Source organism: Corynebacterium sp. MSK008, from assembly GCF_030232585.1.
Classification (GTDB): Bacteria; Actinomycetota; Actinomycetes; order Mycobacteriales; family Mycobacteriaceae; genus Corynebacterium.
Map to the genome: position 1 here is coordinate 55,409 of NZ_JASPJX010000001.1, position 23,563 is coordinate 78,971.

Consider the following 23,563-nt stretch of genomic DNA (forward strand, 5'->3'; position numbering starts at 1 on the left):
ATGAGGGGGCCTCACGTTTCCCACCGCCGCCCGTCCAGACGCCGCCCCCACTCGACCGCTAGCCTTGGCGCCCATGGACTTTTCTGATGACGTGGGCACTCTTTACTTTGTCCTCGAGTACACCGGTGTGTTGTTGGCGGCCACGATCGGCGGGACCGTGGCCAAGCGGATGAACTTCGACATTGTGGGGTTCGCGTTTGTAGCGTTGATTTCGTCGCTGAGCGGCGGCCTCATGCGCGACGCCATACTTAACGACGGCCCCGCCGCCGCCCTGACCAACCCCGGCTACCTGATCACCGCCACGATCGGCGGGCTGATCGCGTACTTCGCGCCCCTGCGCGGCAAGCTCTGGGAGAACTTCCGGTTCTACGCGGACGTGGTCACCATCGGCGTGTGGGCGGTCGGCGGCACCATCAAGGCGCTGAACGCCGAGCTGAGCTGGGTGCCGTGCGTGCTGCTGGCCGTGATCACCGCAACCGGCGGCACCCTGGCGCGCGATATTGCGCTGCGGCAGGTGCCGTCGCTGTTTACCAGCCAGAAGATGACGGTGTTCCCGGCGATTATCGCGTCGGTGATCATGCTGGTGCTCAACCAGTTCGACCTGGTGTGGGAAGGCATGCTGGCCGCCGCCATCGCCGCGCCGCTGTTTGCGTTTGCGGTGTACTTCGGCGGAGACAAGTTCTCGGCGTTTCAGACCAAGCGCATCGAGCGGCCGCTGGAGGAGAAGATTGGCGAGGCGCTCGGCGTGGACACCGACTCGCGCCGCCCCGTCGAGTCCGGCGAAGAGGTGCGCAACGCGTTGGAGAGCGCCTCGGACGAGCAGTTGATCCAGGCGCTGCGGGTGATGCTGCAAAACGAGGTGCAGGAGCGCACGGAGGCCAAGACCTAACCCACGACCGAGCTCGCCCCCTACGATGGCGCGTATGTACTTCGACAACGTGCTCACCCCTGTGGGTTTTTCGTTTGCGCTGATGGATTTGATCGGCGTGTTCCTCAACGCGTTGATGGGCGGGCTTGTGGCCAGGCGGATGCGTTTCGACGCCGTCGGGTTCATGCTCATCTCCATCATCTCCGGAATGGCCGGCGGCATGATCCGCGACGCCCTGATTGGTGCCACCCCGGCGGGTGCGCTGCAAAACCCGTGGTACATCGGCACGGCGCTGGTGGGCTCGTTGGTGGCGTTCGCGCTGTCCATCGAAGGCCGCGCTTGGGAGTTGTTCCGCTTCCACGGCGACATGGTCATCGTGGGCGTGTGGGCGGTCACCGGCACCGTCACCGCGTTGCGTGAGGACGTCACGTGGTTCGGCTGCATCCTCATGGGTGTGCTCACCGCCACCGGCGGGATGGTCATCCGCGAGATGATGATTGGGCAGATTCCCAACATTCTCATTGATCGCCAGTTGTACGTGGTCCCGGCGATGGTGGCGTCGATAAGCGTGCAGCTCTTCTACGACCTCGGCTGGCAGTCGGTGGGCCTGGCCGTTTCCGCGCTGGTCGGCATCGCGCTCGGTGTGGCCGCGTACTGGCTGGACTGGTCGGTGCCGGGCGTGGAGGCGCTCGCGCCGGTGGATAACTATTTCACCCGGATGAAGCACCGGGTCGGCGGCAAGCTTCCGCCCGTTGCGTACCGGCAGCGCACCGCCAACCCGACGCTGATTTCCGCGCCGACGCGCAAGGACGTGCGCGACGAACTCGCGGCCGTCGACGGCGAGATCACCCACGAGGAGTTCATCGCCGCGCTGTACCGCGCCTACGGGTTGAAGTAGCCGTTCGGCGCGGGCCAACCGTTCGCCGCGCCCGCCCCGGGCAGCGGGTCCGTGCGGTACGGGTCCATGGTCTGCTCGAGCTGCTGCTCCAGTTGCCGCTCGAGTTCGGCGAAGTCGGAGGACTCGCCGAACTGCGAGGCCACGTGCCGCTCCACCAGCGCGATGCTTAGCGCGGTGCCGAGGATCGCGGTCACCAACGCCGCGGCCGGCCACGCCTTCTTCGCGCCCTGCGGGAACAGTCCGACCACCCCGAGGATGAACCCGGCCTGCACCAGCGGCGCGCCGAAGGCGGCGGTGGTGGCGGAGAAAGAAAGCAGCGTGCCGAGGCCTGCGCTGGCGACGCCGATGATGCCGATGAGGTTGTCACCGGAGGCGTCGATAGGCGAAGGCTTTGGCGCTGGTGCTGGTGTTGGAGCAAACGGAAATGCAGTAGTCATAATCCCCCCTTGTTTTGGATTTGGTGGCGAGCCTAGCGCAGGGCGGCGGATCGCGCCCGGCAACTAGTTCTGCCCGGTCATTCGCCTGTGTCCGGACAGGTCTTTTTGCAACTGGCGCCACTGCTCTTCGGTGATCTCGTGGCTTTCAATCTCCGCGAGCTCAGCCTGCACCGACGGGATGGAATTCACCCCGATGCCAACGAGCGCGAGCACGACCGCAAACTTCGGGGCGCGACCGGGCGGCGGCTGGTGCGGGTGGTGCTGGTGGCGCGGCTCCGAACGGACCTGCGCGATGCCGACCACGCCCATCGTCAGCGCCGTTCCCAGCAGCACGATGCCGACGAGTTTTGTGCCCGAGCTCATCGCCAGAATCGTCCCGGCGAAAGCGACAAGCGCGCCGATTGTGCCGAGCGTATTTGCGTTCATGAGTATTCCCCCTTGATAGATCCCCCTGTGCGCCTTCGGAGTGTAGCCGGGGAAGTGGCGGCGCGCTCGGCGTGAGAAGATCGGCGCATGCTGTTGTTTGTGGCGCTCGCGGTAGGCGGGCTGATTCCGATCCAGACCGCGGCGAACTCGCGCCTGCGATTGAGCGTGGGTAACAAGCCGGTGGTCTCGGCGCTGATCTCGTTTAGCTTGGCGCTGCTTGTTGCCGCGGTGGCGACCACGCTGCTGCGCGGTAACCCTGTGCCGCAGTTTTCCGCCGAGGTGCCCTGGTGGGGATGGATCGGCGGCGTCATGGGCGTGTGCTTCGTGCTGGGCAACATCCTGCTGTTCCCCCGCCTGGGTGCGCTGGAAACCGTGGTCCTGCCGATCCTGGGCCAGGTGATCATGGGCCTGGTCGTGGACCGTTTCGGGCTGTTCGGGGCGCCTGCAATGCCGGTGTCGTGGATGCGCGTGCTGGGGGCGGCGGTGGTCTTCGCCGGGATCGTGGTGGTGCTGCGCGCAGGCAAACGGCCGGTGCTGGAAGGCGACGCTGAGGGGCTCGAGCTGGCGATCTTCCGCGTGTGCGGCGTGCTGGTGGGCGTGTGCACCGCGATCCAGACCTCGGTGAACGGCTACATGGGCACCATCGCCGGGTCGTCGCTGCACGCCGGCGAGATCAACCTCGCCGTCGGCGCGGTGTTGCTGCTGGTGGCGGCGCTGGTGACCAGCCCGCGCCAGCTCGTGCGGCGTCCTGAGCCGGGGCCGTGGTGGATGTGGCTCGGCGGCCTGGTCGGCGCGACGTTTGTCATCTCGGGCGCGACACTTGCACCGCTGTTGGGCACCGCCACCACCGTGATCGCCTTCAACGCGGGCACCATCGCCGCGGGCCAGGTCCTGGAGGCGCGCGGGGCGTTCGGCGCGCGGAAGAACCCGCTGACGGCGACGCGCCTGGCAGGCCTGGTGGTGATCTTCCTCGGCGTGCTGGCGGTGCGGTTGCTGTAAGCCCCTCAACCTCAACCGAAGCTCGAGCAAACAGGGGGATCAACCAGCGGTTGAGGGTTGCTCGAGTCAACTGGTGTGAAGCAATATCGGCCGAGAGCAACCAGAGGCCGTTGGGGAAGACGAACCTCTCGTCTCACACTCCGCCGCAGCGGATTAGTCACCCGCCGCGGCACAAAAATCCCGCCTAGTCATCGGGGTTGGAGTGTGCCGCCATCGATGCGGGCACGCCGAAAGGCGCCCGCAAGAAGGGTCCCCACCAATGACGACAACACTGGCCGCACCCACCTGCCGCGCCCCGCGCACCCGACTCGCGTGGACATTCTGCGTTGAGGGGATGCCGGTGCGGGAGCGACGGAGCGTCGAGAAGCAGATGCTTCTGCTTCCCGACGGCGCGCCCGGCGAAATCTGGTTCACCCGCTGGCAGCGGCGCGCGGACCGCACGTACTCGTGCCGCGAGACGATTTACGCCACGCACGAGGAGATCGAGCCGTTTGCGCAGGCCATGGACCGGCTTTCGCGGGAGAAAAATTTTGTGGCGAGCCTCACGCCACGCTCCTACGATGGGCCACATGTCTACTAAGTACCGCGTACAAAACCCGAAGAACAACGAGATCGTCGAGTCCTTCGACTTCATCACCGACGACGAGCTTGAAACCGCCCTGGCCACCGCAAACGACACGTTCAAGCAGTGGCGCGAGAAGAGCTTCGAGGAGCGCGCGGAGGTCCTTCGCAAGGTTGCGAAGCTTTTCGACGAGCAACGCGCCGAGCTGACCCGCATCATCGCAGAAGAGATGGGCAAGTCGGTCAAGGAAGGCGACGGCGAGATCGACGACGTCGTCGAGATCTTCAACTACTACGCCGACAACGGCGCGGAGTTTGGCGCCGACGAGGAGATCCCGAACCAGCGCGGCGGCACCTCCGTCATGCGCAAGGTCCCGCTCGGCGTGATCCTGGGCATCATGCCGTGGAACTTCCCCTACTACCAGGTCGCGCGCTTCGCGGCACCCGCGCTGATGGCCGGCAACGTGGTGATGGTCAAGCACGCCGAGATCTGCCCCCGCTCCGCCGCCGCGATTGAGAAGATCTTCGACGAGGCGGGGGCGCCGAAGGGCCTGTACACGAACCTGTACGCCAAGCACTCGCAGGTCTCCACACTGATCAACGACGACCGCGTCCAGGGCGTGTCCCTGACCGGCTCCGAGCGCGCCGGGCGCACCATCGCCTCGCAGGCCGGCCAGGCGCTGAAGAAGTGCGTGCTCGAGCTCGGCGGCACCGACGCGTACGTCGTGCTGGATGCTTCCGACGTCAAGGCCGCCGCGGAGACCGCGTGGAACAAGCGCATCGGCAACGTGGGCCAGGCTTGCACGTCCAACAAGCGTATGATCGTCATGGAGGACATTTACGACGAGTTTGTGCAGGCGTTGGTGGACCTGGCGTCGTCGTATAGCGAAGGCGACCCGCTCAACCCCGGCGACGGCAAGGAGTTCTACCCGCTGTCCTCCCGCGACGCCGCGGAGCTGCTCGCGCAGCAGCTGCGCCTGGCCGTGGAAGAGGGCGCGAACCTGCGCGTCGGCGGCGAAGTCACCGGCAAGGGCGCCTACATCACCCCGGCCGTCATCACCGACATCCCGGTCGGCTCCGACTCCTACTACGAGGAGTTCTTCGGGCCCGTGGCTGAGGTATACAAGGTTTCCTCCGAGGAAGAGGCGATCGAGCTGGCCAACGATTCCCGCTACGGCCTCGGCGGCGCGGTGATGTCCGAGGACGCCGAGCGCGCCAAGAAGGTCGCGGCGAAGGTCGACACCGGCATGATCCACGTGAACATCCCGCAGGCGCGCGGCGCCGAGCTGCCGTTCGGCGGCGTGAAGGCGTCCGGTTTGGGCCGCGAGCTGGGGCCGCTGGGCATGGACGAGTTTGTCAACCACCAGCGCTTCTACGTTGCCGGCTCCGACTCGGCGGTGTAACTCGGGGCCTGGTCGGCTGTGTCAGTTTTGATGCGGGTGTTTCAAAAATGACACACGCGTGTCAAAATTGACACTATGAAGCTTCAGAACCCGTTTACTGCCATCTGCTCCGACGCAGATGCGGCGGTGCTGCTCGCGCTCGGCCGGGCGCCGGTGGAGCTCACTGCCCAGCAGGTTCACGGTCTCGCGGCGGGTCCGTCGCTTTCCAGCGTTCGCCGCAGTTTGGAACGGCTCGCTCAGGGTGGGGTCATCCACGAGCGGGTGTTGGGGCAGGCGAGGGGCTACTCCTTGAACCAACAGCACCTGCTGGCTAGGCCAATTCAGGACATCGCTCACGCAACAGCGGAGCTTCATTCCCGCATTGCGCAGTGCGTGGAAGCGTGGCCAGCAGACGTGGCGGGATGCGTCCTCTTTGGCTCGGCAGCCCGGGGCGAGATGGGGGATTCCAGTGACATCGACCTGCTCATTTTAGTGGACAGCGAGTCGGCGGCAGTGCAGGTGGAAAACGGAGTATATGAGCTGTCGCGCCAGGTAGAGGCCTGGACGGGGGCGTCCGCCAACGTCGTGGTGTGGACGGCGGACCAAGACCATCCAGGCGCAATCCTCGACAACATTGTGGACGAGGGCAAAACCATATACGGTAACCCGCAACACGTATGGGGGATTCTGAGGGGGATTCGTGACACCGCGAGCGGGCAAAGGAAAGACCGCACAAGCTAGTGATGCAGTTCTTCGCAAGCGGATGCTTCGGGTCGAAGAGCATTTGGAACTGGCGCAGTTCGCCGAGGGTGAGTTCGGCGCAAACGCAGTGATTTCCAACTACATCAACGCCGCGATAGGCGCTGGCGACGTGATTTGCGGAGCGCTGACCGGTGAATACAACCGTTCTGCTGATCACTTCGAAGCGGTGCGCATGCTCGAGTTGTCTGGAGAAAAGGAAGCCGCGAAGGCTTTGAACACGGTGCTACAAAACAAGACGATGGCCAATTACAGCGACGTCGGCCTAAGCGAAGTTCAGGTTAAACAGACTTCGCGGCTATCAGTAAAGCTCGTCAATAGGGCGCGCCAACTCGCGCCGTAGACGGCGATTATTAGTTGTCGCTTTCGGTGTAGAACCCGTCGTCGAACGGATCCCAGATCCGCTCCACCAGGTCCGCCACGGAATCCAGCACCGCGGTGGGGCGGAAGGGGTATTTGGCTATCTCGGAGTCGTCGGCGATGCCCGAGCGCACAAGCACGGTGCGCATACCCGCCTCGAGGCCGGCCTTGACGTCGGTGTCCATGCGGTCGCCGATCATCACCGTGTTCTCGGAGTGCGCGCCGATGTTGTTGAGCGCCGAGCGCATCATCACCGGGTTCGGTTTGCCCACGTAGTACGGCTCCATGCCGGTCACGGCGGTGATCATGGCCGCCACGGACCCGGTCGCCGGCACCACCCCCGCGGGCCCCGGGCCGGTCAGATCCGGGTTGGTGGCGATGAACCGCGAGCCGTTGCGGATCAGGTTCGACGCGGTGGTCAACGCCTCAAACGAGTAGGTGCGAGTCTCGCCCAGCACGACGAAGTCGGGGTCCGTGTCGGTGAGGATCCAGCCGATTTCGTGCAGTGCCGTCGTTAAGCCAGCTTCCCCAATGACGTACGCGGAGGCCTCGCCCGCCTGCTGCGACAAAAACTTCGCGGTCGCCGTGGCGGAGGTCCAGATGCGCTCTGGTTCGATGTCCAGGCCCATGCGCTGCAGCTTCGCGGACAGGTCGCGCGGGGTCTGAATTGAGTTGTTGGTCAGCACCATAAAGTCGATGTCTTCGCTGCGCAGCGCGCCGATGAACTCCTTGGCGCCGGGGATAATCTCGCCCTCGCGGTGCAGGACGCCATCCATGTCGGTCAAATACGAAATCACTGGTGTTCCTCCACATAGTCGGCGAGGTCTTGGGCGGTGGTGCATTGGGCGTAGACGTGCTCGTCGATAGGCACTGCGAACTCCTCCTCAATGCGAACCGCGAGCTCAATACGGCTTAACGACGAAATCCCGCTCCCGCCAATCGTTGTTTCCGGTTCAAGCTCGACGCCGGAGACATCCTCTACGAGCTCCGCGAGCCGCGCGAACGTGCCCCGCGCCTCCGCCTGTTCTTGGGCGTCCGAGTCGTCGGCGAGCAGGCCGCCAAGGTCCAACCGCTGCGAAAGTTCCATGCCGTTATGATAAGCGCATGCAACGCTTCGCACTTCCGGCCGTGGTCGTTGTCGCCGCCGGCCTCCTCGCGCCCGCCGCCTCCGCCGCAATGGCCGACGAATATTCGCCGTACTTCGACCCGGAGGCTCGGCACGTGCATTTCATTCCGAGCGATGGGTACACCGAAACTATCGAGTACGAACTCCTCGGCGTGCCGGAGGGGACGAAGTGGAAGCAGACCGGCGAGGATACTCTGCGCAACAAGGCGCAGCTGTTCAATGGGGAGCGCGAGCTTATCGACGGCCCCCTCGCCGTCCGCCTGAACAACTACACAAAGGAAGAACCGCCGCAGCCGGGGGAGAACGTTATCGAGTTCTGGGTCCGGGTGAAATTCCCGGACAACTCAACCGAGCTGTATCCGCAGAAAATCACGCTGACCTCTGACGACGCGTTCTACTACAACCCCCAGTATGTCGGGCGCGTCACCGCCGACCCCGGCGAGACCGTGACCCTGACGCCGGAGAACCAGTTCGATCTAGATCTGCCGACGAACGCTCATTGGGACGTCACCGGCGGCCAGGGCTGGGACTGGAGCATCGACCAGAAGACCGGCACCATCACTGCGACGGTGCCCACCGACTCCTACGACAGCGCAAACTTCGAGGTCGTGACGACGTTCGCGGACGGGTCGAAGCGTAGGACCTGGACCAGCATCAGCAACACCGGTGTCGGTGTGGAGCTGCCGGAGCCCCCGGCGGCAGAGCCGGACGCGCCGGCGCCGGCACCGGATTCGGATGATGGCTCGGCTAGCTCGTCCGGCTCCTCGGACTCGGGCGGGTCGTCCACGGCGCAGAAGTTCGCTCTCGTATTCGGCGTCCTGGCGCTGCTGGTCAGCGCCGCTGCCTTCGCGTGGCCGCAGCTGCAGCAGTTCCTGCCCAAGATGTAGTGGATTCCGCTTGCGCGACGGCTTTCTTCGAGCCGCGATTGGGCACCGGTTGCAAATTTGTTCATTGCGCCGCTGCCAGACGGTGAACAAGTTTGCGCATGAGGGGCGATTAATTCACTTTGCCCAGGTCGGGTGTTCGAACGGTGCGAGATGATTCATCGCGCGGTGAACAAATCCGGGCGGGGCTTGCAGGAGTACAGGCGACCCTGACACATCGCGGCGGAATCTGTCAGGCAGGCCCCATCGGCCCAGGTCGGCGCAAATGTCCGCCGTAATCTGTCAGGCGCCCCCGCCAAACCCCCCAAACGCACACAAAAAGGGGCGTTCCGCAACCGGGAACGCCCCTTCGTCGCTAGGCGCTAAGCCCAGAGGCCCAAAGAACTACTCCGCGGCGTTCTCCGGGCCGACGTCCTCGCCGGCGTCGTCCTGGGTCGCGGCGGTCGGGTCGTCGATCTTCAGCTCCTTGGCTGCCTCGGCGGCCACGGAGCGGTCGAGCTTGTCCTCGTTGGCCAGGCCCATCAGGGCGGCGACAACCATGGACTCGGCGTCGATGTTGAAGAAGCGGCGGGCGGCCTCGCGGGTGTCGGCGAAGCCGAAGCCGTCGGCACCGAGCACGATGTACTGGCCCGGAACGTAGGCGCGGATCTGCTCCTGCAGGTCGGAAGCGAAGTCCGAGGTCGCAATGTAGGGCCCGGAGGTCTGCTTCAGCTGCTTGGTGGCAAACGCCTCTTCGACGTCTTCGCCCGGGTTGCGCAGCTGCTCGGCGGCCTTGGCCTGGCCCTCGCGGGCGAGCTCGGTCCAGGAGGTCACGGAGTAGATCGCGGCGCCGACGTTGTACCGCTCCTGCAGGATCTCCTGGGCGCGCAGCGCCTGCTGCATGCCCACGCCGGAGGCGAGGAGGGAGACCTTGTTGTCCAGGTCCTTGCCCTCGTCGTAGAGGTAGATGCCCTTGTGCAGGCCCTCCACGTCCAGGTTCTCCGGGCGCGCCGGCTGGTGGTGGGGCTGGTTGTAGACGGTGATGTAGTACATCACGTTCTCGTCCTTGCCCTCGCCCTGGCCGTACATGCGTTCGATGCCCTTGGAAATCAGGTACGGCATCTCGTAGGCGAACGCCGGGTCGTACGGGATGACGGCCGGGTTGGTGGACGCCAGGATCGGGGAGTGACCGTCCATGTGCTGCAGGCCCTCACCAAACAGGGTGGTGCGGCCGGCGGTGGCGCCGATGATGAAGCCGCGGCCCATCTGGTCGCCGGCGGCCCAGAAGTTGTCGCCGGTGCGCTGGAAGCCGAACATCGAGTAGAAGATGTACATCGGGATCATCGGCTCGCCGTGGGTGGCGTAGGACGTCGCCGCGGCGATGAAGGAGGCCGACGAGCCGTCCTCGTTGATGCCCTCGTGCAGGATCTGGCCGTCGGTGGCTTCCTTGTAGGACAGCTGCAGGTCGTGGTCCACCGGCACGTAGTTCTGGCCGTGCGGGTTGTAGATCTTCAGCGTTGGGAACCAGGAGTCCAGGCCGAAGGTGCGGGCCTCGTCCGGGATGATCGGCACGATGCGCTTGCCCAGCTCCTTGTCGCGCATGAGCGCCTTGAAGGTGCGCACGAGCGCCATGGTGGAGGCGACTTCCTGCTTGCCGGAGTCCTTGAACAGCGCCTTGAAGGTCTTCTCAAAGTCGGGCAGCTCGACCGGGGAGTACTTCTCGCGGCGCTCCGGAAGGTAGCCACCGAGCTCCTCGCGGCGGGCTTTGAGGTACTTGATCTCTTCGGCGTCCTCGCCCGGGTGGTAGTAGGGCGGCATGAACGGATCCTTCTCCAGCTCTTCGTCGGAGATCGGGATCTGCTGCTTGTCGCGGAAGAGCTTGAGGTCTTCCAGGGCCAGCTTCTTCATCTGGTGGGTGGCGTTGCGGCCCTCGAAGTTGTGGCCGAGTCCGTAGCCCTTGACGGTGTGGGCGAGGATGACGGTCGGCTTGCCCTTGGTCTCCAGGGCGCGCTTGTAGGCGGCGTAGACCTTGCGGTAGTCGTGGCCGCCGCGGCGCAGGTTCCAGATTTCCTCGTCGGTCATGTCCTCGACGAGCTTCTTGGTGCGCTCGTCGCGGCCGAAGAAGTGCTCGCGGACGTAGGCGCCGTCGTTGGCCTTGAAGGTCTGGTAGTCGCCGTCCTTGGTGGTGTTCATGATGTGGACGAGCGCGCCGTCCTCATCCTTTTCCAGCAGCTCGTCCCACTCGCGGCCCCACACGACCTTGATCACGTTCCAGCCGGCGCCGACGAAGAAGCTCTCCAGCTCCTGGACGATTTGGCCGTTGCCGCGCACCGGGCCGTCGAGACGCTGCAGGTTGCAGTTGATCACGAAGGTGAGGTTGTCCAGGCCGTACAGGGAGGCCATCTGGATCAGGCCGCGGGATTCCGGCTCGTCCATTTCGCCGTCGCCGAGGAATGCCCAGACGTGCTGCTGGTCGGTGTCCTTGATGCCGCGGTCCTGGAGGTACTTGTTAAAGCGTGCCTGGTAGATGGCGTTCATCGGGCCGAGGCCCATGGACACGGTGGGGAACTCCCAGAACTTCGGCATGCCGTGCGGGTGCGGGTAGGACGGCAGGCCGCCCTGCTCGCGGGAGTGTTCCTGGCGGAAGCCGTCCATGTCGTCTTCGCTGAGGCGGCCTTCCATGAAGGCGCGGGCGTACATGCCGGGGGAGGCGTGGCCCTGGAAGAAGACCTGGTCGCCGCCCTGCGGTGCGTCCTTGCCCTTGAAGAAGTGGTTGAAGCCGACCTCGTACAGCGCCGCCGCGGAGGCGTAGGTGGAGATGTGGCCGCCGACGCCGATGCCGGGGCGCTGCGCGCGGTGCACCATCACTGCGGCGTTCCAGCGCATCCAGCGGCGGTAGCGCTTCTCAATCTGCTCGTCGCCCGGGAATTCCGGCTCGAGCTTGGTGGGGATGGTGTTGACCAGGTCGGTCGAGGACAGCGCCGGCAGCGGCACACGCTTTGCGTTGGCGCGCTCGATCAGGCGCAGCATGAGGTAGCGGGCGCGCTCCGGATCAGATTCCTCGAGCAGCCCGTCGAGGGAGTCCATCCATTCCTGGGTTTCCTCGGGGTCCGCATCGTGCAGGTAAGACGCCACGCCTTCGCGCAGCGAGAGAATATTGGTGTCAACCTCGGACGCGGCCTTCGCGCGAGCGTCTTCCATGTTGGTCTCTTTCTGGGCCACTTCAACCTCCTGGCTTCAGTCGGGCAATACGCCCCCAAGGATACGTGCTTGCGCGCGTGCATTCTTACAGCGGGTGGCCTTTGGTGAGACTAATCACGGGTTTGCGAGCATTCTTTGCTTCTCGACGTTAAGCTATCGCCCAAACCACACCATTTTGCAAAACGGAGGACTTGGAGATTTGAGTGCCACAGGAGTGGACACCTACGCAGCCCGCCTGGGGGTAAAACCGGGTGATGTTGTGCAGGAGATCGGCTGGGACGAGGACGCGGATTCCGCCATCTCGGAGGCCATCGAGGACGCCATCGGGGCCGAGCTTCTCGACGAAGACGTGGACGAGCCCTGCGACACCATCCTCCTTTGGTTCCGCGACGGCGACGGCGACCTCGTCGATGATCTCGTCGACGTCTCCCGCGGCCTCGGCCCCGGCGGCCGCATCTGGCTGATGACCCCCGGCGCCGGCTCCGCCGGGGTGGTCCCGCCCAGCGAAATCGCCGAGTCCGCCCAGCTCGCCGGCTTCACCCAGACGAAGGCGGACCGCTTCGGTGCCTGGCAGGGCTCCTGCCTCACGCCCCGCAACCGGTAGCCGGTTTCGGGGTCTGCCGGCCGCGGGCCGCTGGTTTGGGCCAGCGCCGGCCGCGTCGCGGGGCTAGGCAGCAATGCGAATGGTCCCGTTCCGGAATGCCGGATCGGGACCATCGATCTGGTGCGCCATGACGGGCTCGAACCGCCGACCTACTGGGTGTAAACCAGTTGCTCTTCCAGCTGAGCTAACGGCGCGCGTAGCAAGCAGAGTAGCAGAGCCCGTGCGGGAAGCGAAAACTGCTGTTGGCTGGGTAACTCAACCCATCTCGGCCGAGGATGCTTACCCCAGGATGCTTACTTCTCGAGTGCAGCGGCGGGCGCGGCCGGAGGTTCGTCGAGAAGTAAGCGTTTAGGAGTAAGCATCTAGCACGGGGCGGGGCTTTGGCGACCGCAGACCCTGGGAAGGGGCCGACATCCCACAGACCCTGGGATCTAGACCCTGTCATCGGCCGATTTTTGCGCGATCCCAGGCTTTGGATCCCAGGGGTTGCTGGCAGCAGCGCGGGGCTACAGCGCGCGGGACTCGATAGCGGCCAAGATGGCAAGCTCGAAGCAGGGGGACGGGCCGTCGAAGGGCACGTCGGCGACGTCCCACTCGGAGAACTGCACCCGGGCGGAGCCAGCCGCGGAGCCTTTGGTGTCGGGGACGACGGCGAGGCTCCAAAGCTCGACGCCGGCGGCGGAGCAGGCGCGGGCAGCGCGGGCTTCCAGGGAGCCGGGGCGGGCGAGGGAGAAGAGGGGATCCTCATCAGTCGGCTGCGCCACCTGCGACAACACCGTGAACGGACGGGTGGGGAACAAGGCCGGGTGGTCGGCGACGGCGTCGTCGATGTCGTCGGTTTCGATGCCGTCCGCCAAACCAACACCTGCGGTTTCCAGCGTGAACAGGGCGGAGTGGAGCTGTTCGGCATCAATCACGGTCAACCGTCCCCTTTCAGGCGGGCGAAGCTAGCGTTCTTCTTCCTTATCGTAGGCCTTCGCCCACGGGTTGGCGCGGGAGGAGCCGTAGCGCTGCCGAGACCGGGCAGCCGGCGCAGCCGGGGCCGAGGCAGCCGCGCCAGAAGGGTCGGGGCTGCCGGCGGCGGGGGTGTCGTCGAGAAGCAATTGCTCCTGCTCGGCCTCGAAGCGGCGCCGCTCGCGGGAGTCGGAGTAGAGGAAGTAGATCAGGCCGGCGGGGGCGGCGAGGCCGAACAGGATCCACTGCAGCCCGTAGGAGAGGTGGTTGCCCGTTTCGAGCTGCGGCAGCGGGATGGGGTCGAGCACGCCCGGCTCGCCGCCGAGGAGCTGCAGGTACGGCGAGACCACATCGGTGCCGGTCAGCGAGCCGATTTGGGCGGGGCTGATGGAGTAGACCATGTCGTAGCCCTGCTCGTGCATGGGTGGGTTGGGGTGCTCGCCTTCGTCGGCGCGCAGCAGGCCGGTGAGGGTGACTTCGCCGGTCGGCGCGGGTTCCACGGCGGGCACCTGGGTGGAGTTTTCGGCTTTCACCCAGCCGCGGTGGACGACGATCGCGCGACCGTCGTCCAGCACGAACGGGGTGAGGACCTGGAAGGCGGGTGTGCCGTCGACGGGCCGCAGGCGCAGCAGCACGTCGGAGCCGGTGTAGCGGCCGGTGGCGACCACGCGGGACCACTCGGCGTCTGCCCCCAGGGAGCCGTCGTCGTTCACGCGAGACGACAGCGGCTCCGGGTCGTGCTCGAAGGCGGCGGAGATGTGCTCGTTGCGCTCCACCAGCGCCTCGTTTTTGCCCAGCTGCCACGGCGCCAGGAACGTAAACGCGTAGTAGGAAAACACCCCGATTAACAACGCCGCGATGACCCAGCCGGGGGTAAGCATTTGCCGCCACCACGGCTTCGAAGTCTGATTGTTGGCGCTCACGCCGGGTTAGTCTAGTCGCTCGCGCACCCAAGCAATAATGCCGTCAGCTGCGGACTCGATCTGCTCCCGCACGACGGTGAAGCCTTCCGGCCCGCCGTAGTAGGGGTCGGCCACGCCCGCGCCTTCCTCAGCAGCGGGGTCGAACGAACGGATGAGGCGCACCTTGTCCTCATCCACGCCGCGCGCGACCAGCTCGGAGACGTGGTTCGTGTCCAACGCGACAATCAAGTCCGCCTGCTCCTGTTCAAACCCGAACTGTTGGGCGCGGTGCGCCTCGCCGTCGTAGCCGTGCGCGGCAAGCTCGGCGCGCGCCCGCTCGTCGGCCTTGTGCCCGACGTGCCAGCCGCCAATGCCTGACGACGTCACCGTGACCGCATCCCCCAACCCAGCCTGCGCAAGCTTGTCGCGCACGATCACCTCCGCCATCGGGGAGCGGCAGATGTTGCCGGTGCACACAAAGTCGATATGCAATTTAGAACTCACGGATGATCCTTTCTAGCTCGTCGGCGTCGCGCGCCACCCAGTCGGCCAAATCCCACTCCTCAGAAGCACCGTAGCCCCAGGTCATCGCCACGCTCGGGATGCCAAACTCTTTGGCGCCCTCGAAGTCGTGCAGCCGGTCGCCGACCATCAGCGGCCGCTCGGGCGCAACATTGTCCAGCACGTGCCGGATCACGTCGACTTTCTTCGCGCGCTTCCCGTCGTTGGACGCCGCGCCAAGGAAGTTGATGTGCCCCAGCAGCCCGGCGCGCTCTAAGGCGGCGCGTGCGAAGCGTTCGCTTTTCGACGTCGCCGTGCACAAGCGGTAGCCCTCCCCAGCTAATCGCTCTACCAGGTCGTCCATGCCGGGGTAGACCTCGAAGCGCTGCCAGCCCTCGCCGGACATGTAGTCCGAGTAGGCGCGCATGGCGGTTTCCACCTGTGCGGCAGACATGCCGAGCGAGTGCATCGTCTCCGGCATGGGCGGGCCGGGGATGCGGCGGATGAAGTCCTCGTCGGGTGTGTCCCACCCCACGGCCTCCAGCCCGACTAGGAAGCCGTGCCTGATGCCGGGGAAGGAGTCGATCAGCGTGCCGTCGACGTCGAAAAGCAAAGTGGCGTTCACACCTGCCCACTGTTCCAAATTTGTAGGCTGGCTGCCATGACAGACGTAACAGTGCAGACAGTTGTTGACGCGCTCGAGGCGGCCTACCCGCCTGCGCTGGCGGAAAGCTGGGACCAGGTGGGGCTGATCTGCGGCGACCCGGACGCGAAGGTGACCAAGGTGGCCTTCGCGCTCGACTGCACCCAGGAGGTGGCCGAGCGTGCCGTCGCCGCAGGTGCCCAGCTGCTGGTCGTGCACCACCCGCTGCTGTTGCGCGGCGTGCACTCCGTGGCGGCGAACACCCCGAAGGGCAAGGTCATCCACACCCTGCTGGCCGGCGGCTGTGCGCTGTTCGCGGCGCACACCAACGCGGATTCGGCCCGCCCGGGTGTCTCGGACAAGCTGGCGGAGCTCGTCGGCATCACGCCCGGCCGCCCGATCAAACCGGTCACCCTGGACGCCACCGATCGCTGGGGCGTGCACGTCCCGCCGTCAGCCGCCGCGGACCTCAAACGCGCGCTGTTCGAAGCAGGCGCCGGCGCAATCGGGGACTACCGCGAGTGCGCCTTCTCCTTCGAAGGCACCGGCGAGTTCACCCCCATCGAGGGCGCGAACCCCACCGACGGAGCCGTGGGCACGCACTACACGGGCGACGAGATCCGCATCGAGTTTGTGGCGAGGGCGAGGGACCGCCGGAGGATCGTCGAGAAGCTGCGCGAAGCGCACCCCTACGAAGAACCCGCGTTCGACGTGGTGCAGATGGCCGACACCCGCGACCTCGACACCGCGACCGGCCTGGGGCGCATCGGCGAGCTGGAGGAGCCGATGACGCTTAGCGAATTCACCCAGCAGGTGGCCAACGCTCTGCCGGAAACCGCGTGGGGCGTGCGCGCTGCGGGCGACCCGGAGCAATTGGTGCGACGCGTCGCGGTGTCCTCGGGCTCCGGCGACAGCTTCCTGGCGGATGTGGCGAAGCTCGGCGTGGACGTCTACGTCACCTCCGACCTGCGCCACCACCCCGTGGACGAGCACCTGCGCGCAGGCGGCCCCGCCGTGATCGACACCGCCCACTGGGCCAGCGAGTTTCCCTGGACCGAGCAGGCGGAGAGTATTGTGGCTCCGTTAAGCGTGGACACCGAGATCCTGCACATCCGCACGGATCCGTGGACCATCTCCGCGCACCCCGAGTAAGGAGAAACGATGCACCTTTCCAAAGACCTGCAGCCCGTCCTCCTGCAGCTCGCGCAGGCAGACGCCGCGTCTTCCCAGCCGCGCGTGCGCCCCGAGGAGCAGGAGCTTCAGAAGCTTATCGACGAGCGCAAGCGCCTGACCGACGCCTCCGCCGCAGCCCAACTCGCAGTCGACGACATGGAGCTGGAAATCCTGCGCATCCAGGAAGACGAACGCAAACTGAAGAAGCGCGAGCTGGACGACAAGCGCCAGCTGTCCGCCGAGACCGACCCGGAGCGCCGCAAGGACTTAGAGCACGACCGCTACGCCGCGAAGTCCCGCATCGCGGACCTGCTCTCCGAGCTGAAGGAGGCGCACAACGAGATCGCTGCGCTGCGCAACAACCGCGATGTCCACGCCGCCCGCGTCGACGAAGCCAACCGCAAGGTCGAGGCCGCCCAGCGCGCCGTGGACGCCCTGCCCGAGGAAGATGACGTGGACGTGGATGCGCTTCGGGCGAAACTGCCTGACGACGTGCTCCGCGCCTACGACGACATCGGCGCCGCCAAGTTCAACGGCCGCGCCTGCGGCGGCTGCTTCATCCAGTTGCCGCCGGCCGAGCGCGCCGAGGTGCTCGGCGAGCCCGAAGACGAACTGCCCACCTGCCCGAACTGCGGCACGCTGCTGGTGCGGGTTTCTCCGGTGGAGTAGCCGATGCAGGTATCCATGTACTGCGACGGCGGCTCCCGCGGCAACCCGGGCGTGGCCGGTTCCGGCTCCGTGGTCTACGACGCTTCCGGCGAGACGCTCGGCGAGATCGCCTACGTGGTCGGCAAAGAATCCACCAACAACGTCGCCGAGTACTACGGCTTGGTGCGCGGCCTGGAGGCCTGCCGTGAGGTCGGCGCGACGCGGGTGGACGTGTTCATGGACTCCAAGCTGGTTGTCGAGCAGATGACCGGCCGCTGGAAAATCAAGCACCCCGACATGCAGAAGCTGGCCCGTGAGGCCCGCGACCTCGCGTCCTCGTTTGAGCAGGTCACCTACACCTGGGTCCCGCGCGCCAAGAACAAGAAGGCCGACGAGCTGTCGAATGTGGCCATGGACGCGGCCGCCCGCGGCGACAAACCCGGCATCGTCAAAGGCACTGGCGTGTGGGTGGGGGAGAAGGCCGGGGAACCGGAGGACGTCGATAAGCCCTCGCACCAGACCGCGAGCCCCGCGCACTGGGCCGGCTCCGACGCCCCGCGCACCCGGTTCATCCTGTTGCGGCACGGGCAGACCCAGCACTCCGCGGAGCAGCGTTTTTCCGGCACATCCGATCCGGAGCTGACCGACACCGGCCGCGACCAGGCGCGCCGGGCCGCCGACGCGTTGCGTAAATTCGGGCACATCGACGCCGTCGTCGCCTCGCCGCAGGCCCGCGCGCAGGGCACGGCCCGCATCGCCGCAGGCGCGCTGGGGCTGGACGTGGTGACGGAGGACGGCCTGCGCGAGCTCGACTTCGGCGACTTCGAGGGGCTCACCCGCGACGAGGCCGTGGCGCGGGATTCATCAGCGTTCGACGAATGGCAGTCCTCGCCGAACAACGCGCCCCCGGGCGGCGAGTCCCTGACCGCGCTACACCGCCGGGTGTCTCGCACGCGGTCGAAGCTGCAGGAACGCTACGAGGGGCAAACCGTGCTGGTAGTCACGCACATGACGCCGGTGAAGTCGTTCCTGCGCCAGGCCCTCGGCGCCGGGCCGGAGCTGTTCAAGCACGTGTTCTTGGACCTGGCCAGCATCAGCGTCGTGGACTACTACGGTGACTTCGGTGTGGTGCGCTGCGTCAACGACGTCGCCCACCACCGCGGGTAGCTAGATGCTTACCCCAGGATGCTTACCGGGGGAGGATGCTTACCCCAGGAAGCTTACTTATCGAGTGGACACGAGAAATGCTCGTCAACGCTCTCGAAGGATAAGCATCCTGGGGTAAGCATCCTCGAACGATGCCCGGCAGTTCCGTTCCAACCGGTGGAAAGCGTATGCTGTACCTCGCGAATGAGTCGGCCGGGCGGCCGCGGCACCGCGAACCACCGTTGAACGGGAAGGCGCGGGTCGAGGAAAGTCCGGACTCCACAGGGCACGGTGGTTGCTAACAGCAACCCGGAGCGATCCGCGGGAAAGTGCAACAGAAAGTAGACCGCCTCGGCAACGAGGTCAGGGTGAAAGGGTGCGGTAAGAGCGCACCGGCATCTGCGGTGACGTAGGTGGCCAGGTAAACCCCACCGGGAGCAAGGCAAGAGCCCCCGCCCGAAACGGCGGAGGTCGTCGGATGCAGGCTGCCCGCCCAGTCCGAAGGTAGCTGCTTGAGGCCCCCAGCGATGGGTGGTCCAGATGGATGGTCGCCGCCCCGTCAGGGGAACAGAATCCGGCTCATAGGCCGACTCATTCGCCCTTTTCGTGGCACGATGGCGTCTTATGAAGCTCTACGCCGCGCCCCTGAACTTCCGCTCGATTGCGCGCGAATTCGACGTGCGCACCTCATTCGCGCCGGAGCTCCACACCGAAGCCGCCCAGCTTAGGGACCGTTTTTCGCAGTCGCGTATCGACGCCCGCTCCGTGCCCCTCGTCACCATCGATCCCGCCGGGTCGAAGGACCTGGACCAGGCAGTGCACATCGAGTCCCGTGACGGTGGCGGTTACGTGGTGCGCTACGCCATCGCGGATGTGGCGGCGTTCGTGGACCCGGACTCGGCGGTGGCGGCGGAGTCGCTGGAGCGCGGCCAGACCATCTACCTGCCCGACGAGCCCGCGCGCCTGCACCCGGAGGAGCTGTCGGAGGGCTCTGCCTCGTTGCTTCCCGACGTGGACCGGCCCGCCGTGCTGTGGACCTTCGAACTGGACGAGCGCGGCGAGGTCGACTCCGCGCACGTCGAGCGCGCGCTGGTGCGCTCCGTGGCGCGGCTGGACTACGAGGGCGTGCACGAAGACATGCAGGCAGGGTCAGTGCACCCGTCAATTGCGCTGCTGGAGGAGGTCGGCCAGTTGCGGCAGCAGTCCTCGCTGCGCAGGCACGCGATTAACCTGCGCCTGCCGTCGGTGCGCGTGGTCGGCGACGGCTACACGTTTGAGCTGGTCATCGAGCCGCGCCACCCGGTCATGGACTATAACTCGGAAATCTCGCTGCTCACCGGCATGGTGGCGGGACGGATGATGGTCGACGCCGGGGTGGGCTTCCTGCGCACGTTGGGCCCGGCGGATGAGGAAGGGGAGGCGGAGTTCCGTCGAGAAGCACGCAACTTGGGCTACGAAGTTGCCGGCGACATCGGCGAGTTCCTCGCCGGCGTGGACGCCGACACCCCGCGCGGCATGGCGGTGATGCGCGAGGCGCAGAAACTCCTGCGCGGATCCGGCTACGTGGATCTGTCCGAGAAGCAAGCCGAGGTGCACGCCGGTATCGGCGGGTTCTACTCGCACGTCACCGCGCCCTTGCGGCGGCTGATCGACCGCTACGCCACCGAAGTTTGCCTCGCCATCTGTGCAGGCGAGGACGTGCCGGAGTGGGTCGAGCGCGATGCCCCGCGCGTGATCAAGACGATGGGCCGGTCCTCGCAGCTCGCCAACACCGTGGAGAAGGCCTGCCTGCACCTAACGGAGGCGACGGTGCTCGAGCCGTGGGTGGGCCACAACTTTGACGGCGTGACTTTAAAGAGAGGGGAGGACTCCGCGCGCGTGTTCATCGTGGACCCGCCGGTGCTCGCGCCGTCCGCGGGGGCGCCAGAGGAAGGCGCGGAGACGAAGTTCTCCCTCGTGCGGGCGGACCCTGGCGCCCGCGAGGTCGGCTTCGCCTGGCCCGCGGACTAGGCCGAACGGCGCCGCCTACCCCTCGAGGCGGGCGGGTTCGCCGGCGGCGACCTCCACCACCTCGAACTCGCGCGCCATCGCGGCCGCGAACGAGTCCGCCTCCTGCACCGGCACGAACGCGATCACCGCGTCGGAGGTGCCGATGGCGGCAGGCCGGGCGGCGACGGCGCCGCGCTTGCGGGCCAGGGCGACCAGGGCGTCCGGGGTGGGCAGGTTGTGGGACTCGGAAGGCGAGTTGAGCAGCGTGAACAGCTCGTTGGCGCGGCGCGAACGCAGGGCCTTCGCGGCGGCAAGCGAGCGCAGCGTCTCCGATTCGCAGAACGCTACCCAGCGCCGCGCGGTCTCCGGCTCGGGTGCGTTCGAGTCGCCTGCGGCGCGGCGTGCCTCGACCCATTGGACGGCGCGGCCGGGGGCGTCGGGAAGCTGGCGCAGCGAGGACACGCCGAAGTTGGAGCAGGCGGCGTCGATGAACGCGCGGCGCTCAGCGATCGCCTCGCGCGACTGCGTAAACGGCGCGCCCAGCTCTTGGGACACGGAAAACACGCGCACGCCGTGGCGCGACGGGTGCGGCGCCTGGGTCAGCGAGCCATCGGCGTAATCCACCACCGAAACCCCGTCGGCCCCGCGCAGCGCCACCGAGTGGCGGGCGCGCAGCACCGGCAACGACGAGTAGGTCGCCACGGCGTGCGAGCAGATCTCTGCAAGCCGGGCGCGGAACGGGGCGGTGTCCACGTCGTCGTGCGAACCGGCCAGCGCCAGCGCGATCGCGGCGTCGACGGCGTAGAGCGCGCCAAGGCCCGCGCCGATCGGCACGTCCGACTCCACGGTGATGTCCACGCCAGCGGTGTCGCGGGAGAGCACCTGGCGCTGCACGAGAGTGTGCACGAGCCCCCACCAGCGGCGGGCGAGCCCGTCGGCGGGTTGGTCGTCGTAAGGCAATTGCGCCTTGAATTCCTGGCCGAGCGGGCCGTTGGCCGCAATCGAGATCACGCCGTCCGAACGCGGCTGCACCGACGCGGCCGCGCGCAGCGACGCGGTGCCGGCCAGGGTTACGCCACCGAAGTGGTCGACGTTTTCACCGATGAGCACCCACGTGCCCGGCGCGGATGCGACACGCCCAGACGCTGCGCTAACGCGCTCCACAGGGGACTTGGAGGGGGTTTCAAACAATGCCATGTCACGCTCCTTTTAACCGCCACCACACTACCAACCGCCCCGGTACAGTCGAACGGGTAAACAAACCACGAAAGGAACGAAACAATGGCAGACGAGCAGTTCTACTACAACCCGTCCACCGGCGAGGTCACCCAGGGCAAGGAAGCCGCCTGGGATAACCGCATGGGCCCGTACGCCACCCGCGAGGAGGCGGAGTCCGCGCTGCAGATCGCCGCGCAGCGCAACAAGAGCGCAGACAACGAAGACGAGGCGGACGACAACTGGGGCGAGGCCCCGTCCTGGGAGAAGTAAACCCGCTTACGGCTTGATCTTCTTAAACGCCTTGCGCACCTCGCGCACGGCCTTGTCGTAGCCGCTTAAGGCCTGCTCGCCGCGGTCGAGTTCGCGCTGGTAGAGCATGCCGTAGGCGAAGGTGTCCTCGCCGCGCTCGCGGGCCTCTTCGGCCAGACGCTGGATGCGGTCGCGCGAGGTCACGGCGTCCTGGAAGTCGCCCAACTTGGACTGCAGCGCCTTGCATGCCTTGGCCAAACGCCCCGCCTTCAAGCCCGCGTCGGCCGCGGCGTTGGCGGAGTAGCGCAGCTTCTTCGCGGCCTTGCGCACGTCGTGGACGTAGTCTTCGCGCTCGTGCAGCGGCAGGTCGGTGTCGTGGTAGTGCTCGTCGACCTTGTCGTGGCGCTTCTTCAGCTTTTTGTAGCCGCGCTTCAAGTGGTCGTAGAGGACCTCTTTCGACTCCGCCGGGGTGTCCTCAGAAGCCTCTTGCTTTGCGACGGGCGGCTCAGCCAACAACCCGTCAATCGCGTCCAGCAGTTCCATGAAGCGCTGCGAATCGAGCATGTCCACGATCTCGGCGTGGGCCTCGTTGTAGTCGCGGCGCATGTCGCCGGCGATGTGCGCGCGGGCGGCGTCGTCCACGAGCCCGGACTCGTCCGAATCCAAAAGCTCCAGGAAACGCTCTTCCACCACCTCGGCGTCGCGGGCCACGCCCAGCACTCCGGCGGCGTGCTTGAGCTCGTCTTCAAGCGCGCCGAGCTGCTCGCCCTCCAAGATGCCCTCGAACGTCTCCAGCAGAGAGCGCATCTCGCGGGTGGCCACGCGCAGCTGGTGCACCGAGTCGTACTCGTCGGCGCGCACGCGCGGCTCCCAGGCGACGATGGCGTCGCGCTGCTTGCGCAGGGAATCCACCACAGCGGCGGCCGGGGAGTCCGCCTCCAGCTCCGCCTGCATGTGCGGAGGCAGGGGAGCGGTCTTGACGGAATCGCCCAGCGCGGTGGCCAGCTTCGACGGCGAGGACGACTTGCGCGCGCCCGCCGAGATCAAAAAGCTGGTGCCCTGGTTGATCAGCGTGTTGCCCGCATCGGTGCCGGCGAGCGCCTCGGACAGCTCGAGCTCCCACTCGCGCCAGTTCGTGCGCTCCCCGCCGGGAAGCAGCGACCAGGCGGTGACGTGGTCGTCGCAAAACTCCGCGACAGCGCCTTCGGCGCCGGAAAGCAAAATCTCTACCCGGCGGTTGTCCACCTGCGCCACCGGCGCCAGCTCCTCGGTGCGCACAATCGAGCGCACGCAGGCCAGCAGTTCCTCGGGCACGGCCGAAGGGTCGTCGAGAGGCATCCGCACCTCGTTGCGCCCGCCCTCCTTGGGCAGCTTGAGGTGCCAGCCGTCATCCGCACCGCCAGTGCGGCGGCGCAGCGTGATCTTGGAGCGCGTCAGGCGCAGATCCTTCGTGTCGTAGTACACGGCGGAGAGGTTGTGCTCGCGCATGCTCGCGATCTCCTCCACGCCGGGCAGTTGCGTCAGGTCCGGCATGCCGGTGCCCTCGTCCACCGCGAGTTTGATTTCCACCTCGAGGAACTGCTCGGGTGCCTGTGCAGCCATGATCGTTGTCCTCCTTCAATGGTTTGTTGCCCCCAAGCTTAGCCTGCTTTCCGA

Annotated in this window: 25 protein-coding genes, 1 tRNA gene and 1 other RNA gene; 15 read left to right on the forward strand and 12 right to left on the reverse strand. The window is 66.4% G+C overall.

Annotated features, from left to right (window positions below; genetic code table 11):
* Positions 1-73 precede the first annotated feature (73 nt).
* A complete protein-coding gene (locus QP996_RS00260) occupies positions 74-889 on the forward strand; it encodes a trimeric intracellular cation channel family protein (protein WP_284870616.1) in 816 nt (271 codons plus the stop codon).
* 34 nt (positions 890-923) lie between these two features.
* Positions 924-1,766: a trimeric intracellular cation channel family protein gene (locus QP996_RS00265; RefSeq protein ID WP_284870617.1), complete on the forward strand. Its 843-nt coding sequence runs from the start codon at positions 924-926 to the stop codon at positions 1,764-1,766.
* Here QP996_RS00265 and QP996_RS00270 read toward each other — a convergent pair.
* Complete coding sequence (locus QP996_RS00270) at positions 1,751-2,203, reverse strand: hypothetical protein (RefSeq protein WP_284870618.1); 453 nt, start codon at positions 2,201-2,203, stop codon at positions 1,751-1,753. The two genes, QP996_RS00265 and QP996_RS00270, sit on opposite strands and share 16 nt — an antisense overlap.
* Positions 2,204-2,266: 63 nt before the next feature.
* Positions 2,267-2,629 carry a hypothetical protein gene (locus tag QP996_RS00275; RefSeq protein ID WP_284870619.1) on the reverse strand — a complete coding sequence of 121 codons (363 nt, stop codon included), beginning with the start codon at positions 2,627-2,629 and terminating at the stop codon, positions 2,267-2,269.
* 87 nt (positions 2,630-2,716) lie between these two features.
* Between QP996_RS00275 and QP996_RS00280 the strand changes: the two genes are divergently transcribed.
* The 5 genes from QP996_RS00280 (at position 2,717) to QP996_RS00300 (ending at position 6,673) form a co-directional block, all read left to right on the forward strand.
* Positions 2,717-3,628 (forward strand): DMT family transporter, encoded by a 912-nt coding sequence (locus tag QP996_RS00280; RefSeq protein ID WP_284870620.1) that lies wholly within the window; start codon positions 2,717-2,719, stop codon positions 3,626-3,628.
* Positions 3,629-3,887: 259 nt separating this feature from the next.
* Positions 3,888-4,208, forward strand: a complete 321-nt coding sequence (locus QP996_RS00285) for a hypothetical protein (RefSeq protein WP_239357029.1) — start codon at positions 3,888-3,890, stop codon at positions 4,206-4,208.
* Positions 4,189-5,592 (forward strand): NAD-dependent succinate-semialdehyde dehydrogenase, encoded by a 1,404-nt coding sequence (locus QP996_RS00290; RefSeq protein WP_284870621.1) that lies wholly within the window; start codon positions 4,189-4,191, stop codon positions 5,590-5,592. The genes QP996_RS00285 and QP996_RS00290 overlap by 20 nt, the downstream gene beginning before the upstream one ends.
* A 75-nt stretch (positions 5,593-5,667) precedes the next feature.
* The gene (locus tag QP996_RS00295) at positions 5,668-6,312 is read left to right on the forward strand and encodes a nucleotidyltransferase domain-containing protein (RefSeq protein WP_070473549.1); all 645 of its coding nucleotides are present in this window, start codon (positions 5,668-5,670) and stop codon (positions 6,310-6,312) included.
* On the forward strand, positions 6,272-6,673 hold the full coding sequence (locus tag QP996_RS00300) for a hypothetical protein (RefSeq protein WP_141741302.1): 402 nt from the start codon (positions 6,272-6,274) through the stop codon (positions 6,671-6,673). Before QP996_RS00295 ends, QP996_RS00300 begins: the two co-directional genes overlap by 41 nt.
* A 10-nt stretch (positions 6,674-6,683) precedes the next feature.
* On the opposite strand, the gene QP996_RS00305 is transcribed toward QP996_RS00300, so the two are convergent.
* A complete protein-coding gene (locus QP996_RS00305) occupies positions 6,684-7,532 on the reverse strand; it encodes an HAD-IIA family hydrolase (RefSeq protein ID WP_502870083.1) in 849 nt (282 codons plus the stop codon).
* The gene (locus QP996_RS00310) at positions 7,484-7,777 is read right to left on the reverse strand and encodes an acyl carrier protein (RefSeq protein WP_284870622.1); all 294 of its coding nucleotides are present in this window, start codon (positions 7,775-7,777) and stop codon (positions 7,484-7,486) included. The genes QP996_RS00305 and QP996_RS00310 overlap by 49 nt, the downstream gene beginning before the upstream one ends.
* A gap of 17 nt (positions 7,778-7,794) precedes the next feature.
* On the opposite strand from QP996_RS00310, the gene QP996_RS00315 reads away from it, so the two are divergent.
* Positions 7,795-8,703: a YPDG domain-containing protein gene (locus tag QP996_RS00315; RefSeq protein ID WP_284870623.1), complete on the forward strand. Its 909-nt coding sequence runs from the start codon at positions 7,795-7,797 to the stop codon at positions 8,701-8,703.
* 381 nt (positions 8,704-9,084) lie between these two features.
* Here the strand turns inward: QP996_RS00315 and aceE are convergent, their stop codons facing one another.
* On the reverse strand, positions 9,085-11,880 hold the full coding sequence (gene aceE / locus QP996_RS00320; protein ID WP_284870624.1) for a pyruvate dehydrogenase (acetyl-transferring), homodimeric type: 2,796 nt from the start codon (positions 11,878-11,880) through the stop codon (positions 9,085-9,087).
* A 199-nt stretch (positions 11,881-12,079) separates the two neighbouring features.
* Between aceE and QP996_RS00325 the strand changes: the two genes are divergently transcribed.
* The gene (locus QP996_RS00325; protein ID WP_284870625.1) at positions 12,080-12,484 is read left to right on the forward strand and encodes a DUF3052 domain-containing protein; all 405 of its coding nucleotides are present in this window, start codon (positions 12,080-12,082) and stop codon (positions 12,482-12,484) included.
* 118 nt (positions 12,485-12,602) lie between these two features.
* Here QP996_RS00325 and QP996_RS00330 read toward each other — a convergent pair.
* The 5 genes from QP996_RS00330 to QP996_RS00350 all read right to left on the reverse strand — a co-directional run bounded on the left by QP996_RS00330 (position 12,603) and on the right by QP996_RS00350 (position 15,466).
* A tRNA-Val gene (locus tag QP996_RS00330) sits at positions 12,603-12,678 on the reverse strand.
* Positions 12,679-12,990: 312 nt separating this feature from the next.
* Positions 12,991-13,401: a hypothetical protein gene (locus QP996_RS00335; RefSeq protein ID WP_284870626.1), complete on the reverse strand. Its 411-nt coding sequence runs from the start codon at positions 13,399-13,401 to the stop codon at positions 12,991-12,993.
* A 30-nt stretch (positions 13,402-13,431) separates the two neighbouring features.
* Positions 13,432-14,361 (reverse strand): SURF1 family cytochrome oxidase biogenesis protein, encoded by a 930-nt coding sequence (locus QP996_RS00340; RefSeq protein WP_284870627.1) that lies wholly within the window; start codon positions 14,359-14,361, stop codon positions 13,432-13,434.
* 6 nt (positions 14,362-14,367) lie between these two features.
* A complete protein-coding gene (locus QP996_RS00345) occupies positions 14,368-14,844 on the reverse strand; it encodes a low molecular weight protein-tyrosine-phosphatase (protein ID WP_284870628.1) in 477 nt (158 codons plus the stop codon).
* Entirely contained in the window at positions 14,834-15,466 is a 633-nt protein-coding gene (locus tag QP996_RS00350; protein ID WP_284870629.1) for an HAD-IA family hydrolase, read from the reverse strand. Before QP996_RS00350 ends, QP996_RS00345 begins: the two co-directional genes overlap by 11 nt.
* 36 nt (positions 15,467-15,502) lie before the next feature.
* Between QP996_RS00350 and QP996_RS00355 the strand changes: the two genes are divergently transcribed.
* From QP996_RS00355 to QP996_RS00375, 5 genes are all read left to right on the forward strand, one after another.
* Positions 15,503-16,636, forward strand: a complete 1,134-nt coding sequence (locus QP996_RS00355) for a Nif3-like dinuclear metal center hexameric protein (RefSeq protein WP_284870630.1) — start codon at positions 15,503-15,505, stop codon at positions 16,634-16,636.
* A gap of 9 nt (positions 16,637-16,645) precedes the next feature.
* The gene (locus QP996_RS00360; RefSeq protein WP_284870631.1) at positions 16,646-17,326 is read left to right on the forward strand and encodes a zinc ribbon domain-containing protein; all 681 of its coding nucleotides are present in this window, start codon (positions 16,646-16,648) and stop codon (positions 17,324-17,326) included.
* 3 nt (positions 17,327-17,329) lie between these two features.
* Positions 17,330-18,472 (forward strand): bifunctional RNase H/acid phosphatase, encoded by a 1,143-nt coding sequence (locus tag QP996_RS00365; protein WP_284870632.1) that lies wholly within the window; start codon positions 17,330-17,332, stop codon positions 18,470-18,472.
* 184 nt (positions 18,473-18,656) lie between these two features.
* An RNA gene (gene rnpB, locus QP996_RS00370) (RNase P RNA component class A) lies at positions 18,657-19,049 on the forward strand.
* A gap of 26 nt (positions 19,050-19,075) precedes the next feature.
* Positions 19,076-20,461: an RNB domain-containing ribonuclease gene (locus QP996_RS00375; protein WP_284870633.1), complete on the forward strand. Its 1,386-nt coding sequence runs from the start codon at positions 19,076-19,078 to the stop codon at positions 20,459-20,461.
* A gap of 15 nt (positions 20,462-20,476) precedes the next feature.
* On the opposite strand, the gene QP996_RS00380 is transcribed toward QP996_RS00375, so the two are convergent.
* Positions 20,477-21,637, reverse strand: coding sequence for a galactokinase family protein (locus QP996_RS00380; protein ID WP_284870634.1), 1,161 nt, complete (start codon positions 21,635-21,637; stop codon positions 20,477-20,479).
* Between the two features lie 84 nt (positions 21,638-21,721).
* Between QP996_RS00380 and QP996_RS00385 the strand changes: the two genes are divergently transcribed.
* Entirely contained in the window at positions 21,722-21,928 is a 207-nt protein-coding gene (locus tag QP996_RS00385) for a hypothetical protein (RefSeq protein WP_284870635.1), read from the forward strand.
* Positions 21,929-21,934: 6 nt separating this feature from the next.
* On the opposite strand, the gene QP996_RS00390 is transcribed toward QP996_RS00385, so the two are convergent.
* Positions 21,935-23,509: a CYTH and CHAD domain-containing protein gene (locus QP996_RS00390; RefSeq protein WP_284870636.1), complete on the reverse strand. Its 1,575-nt coding sequence runs from the start codon at positions 23,507-23,509 to the stop codon at positions 21,935-21,937.
* Between the last annotated feature and the right edge of the window lie 54 nt (positions 23,510-23,563).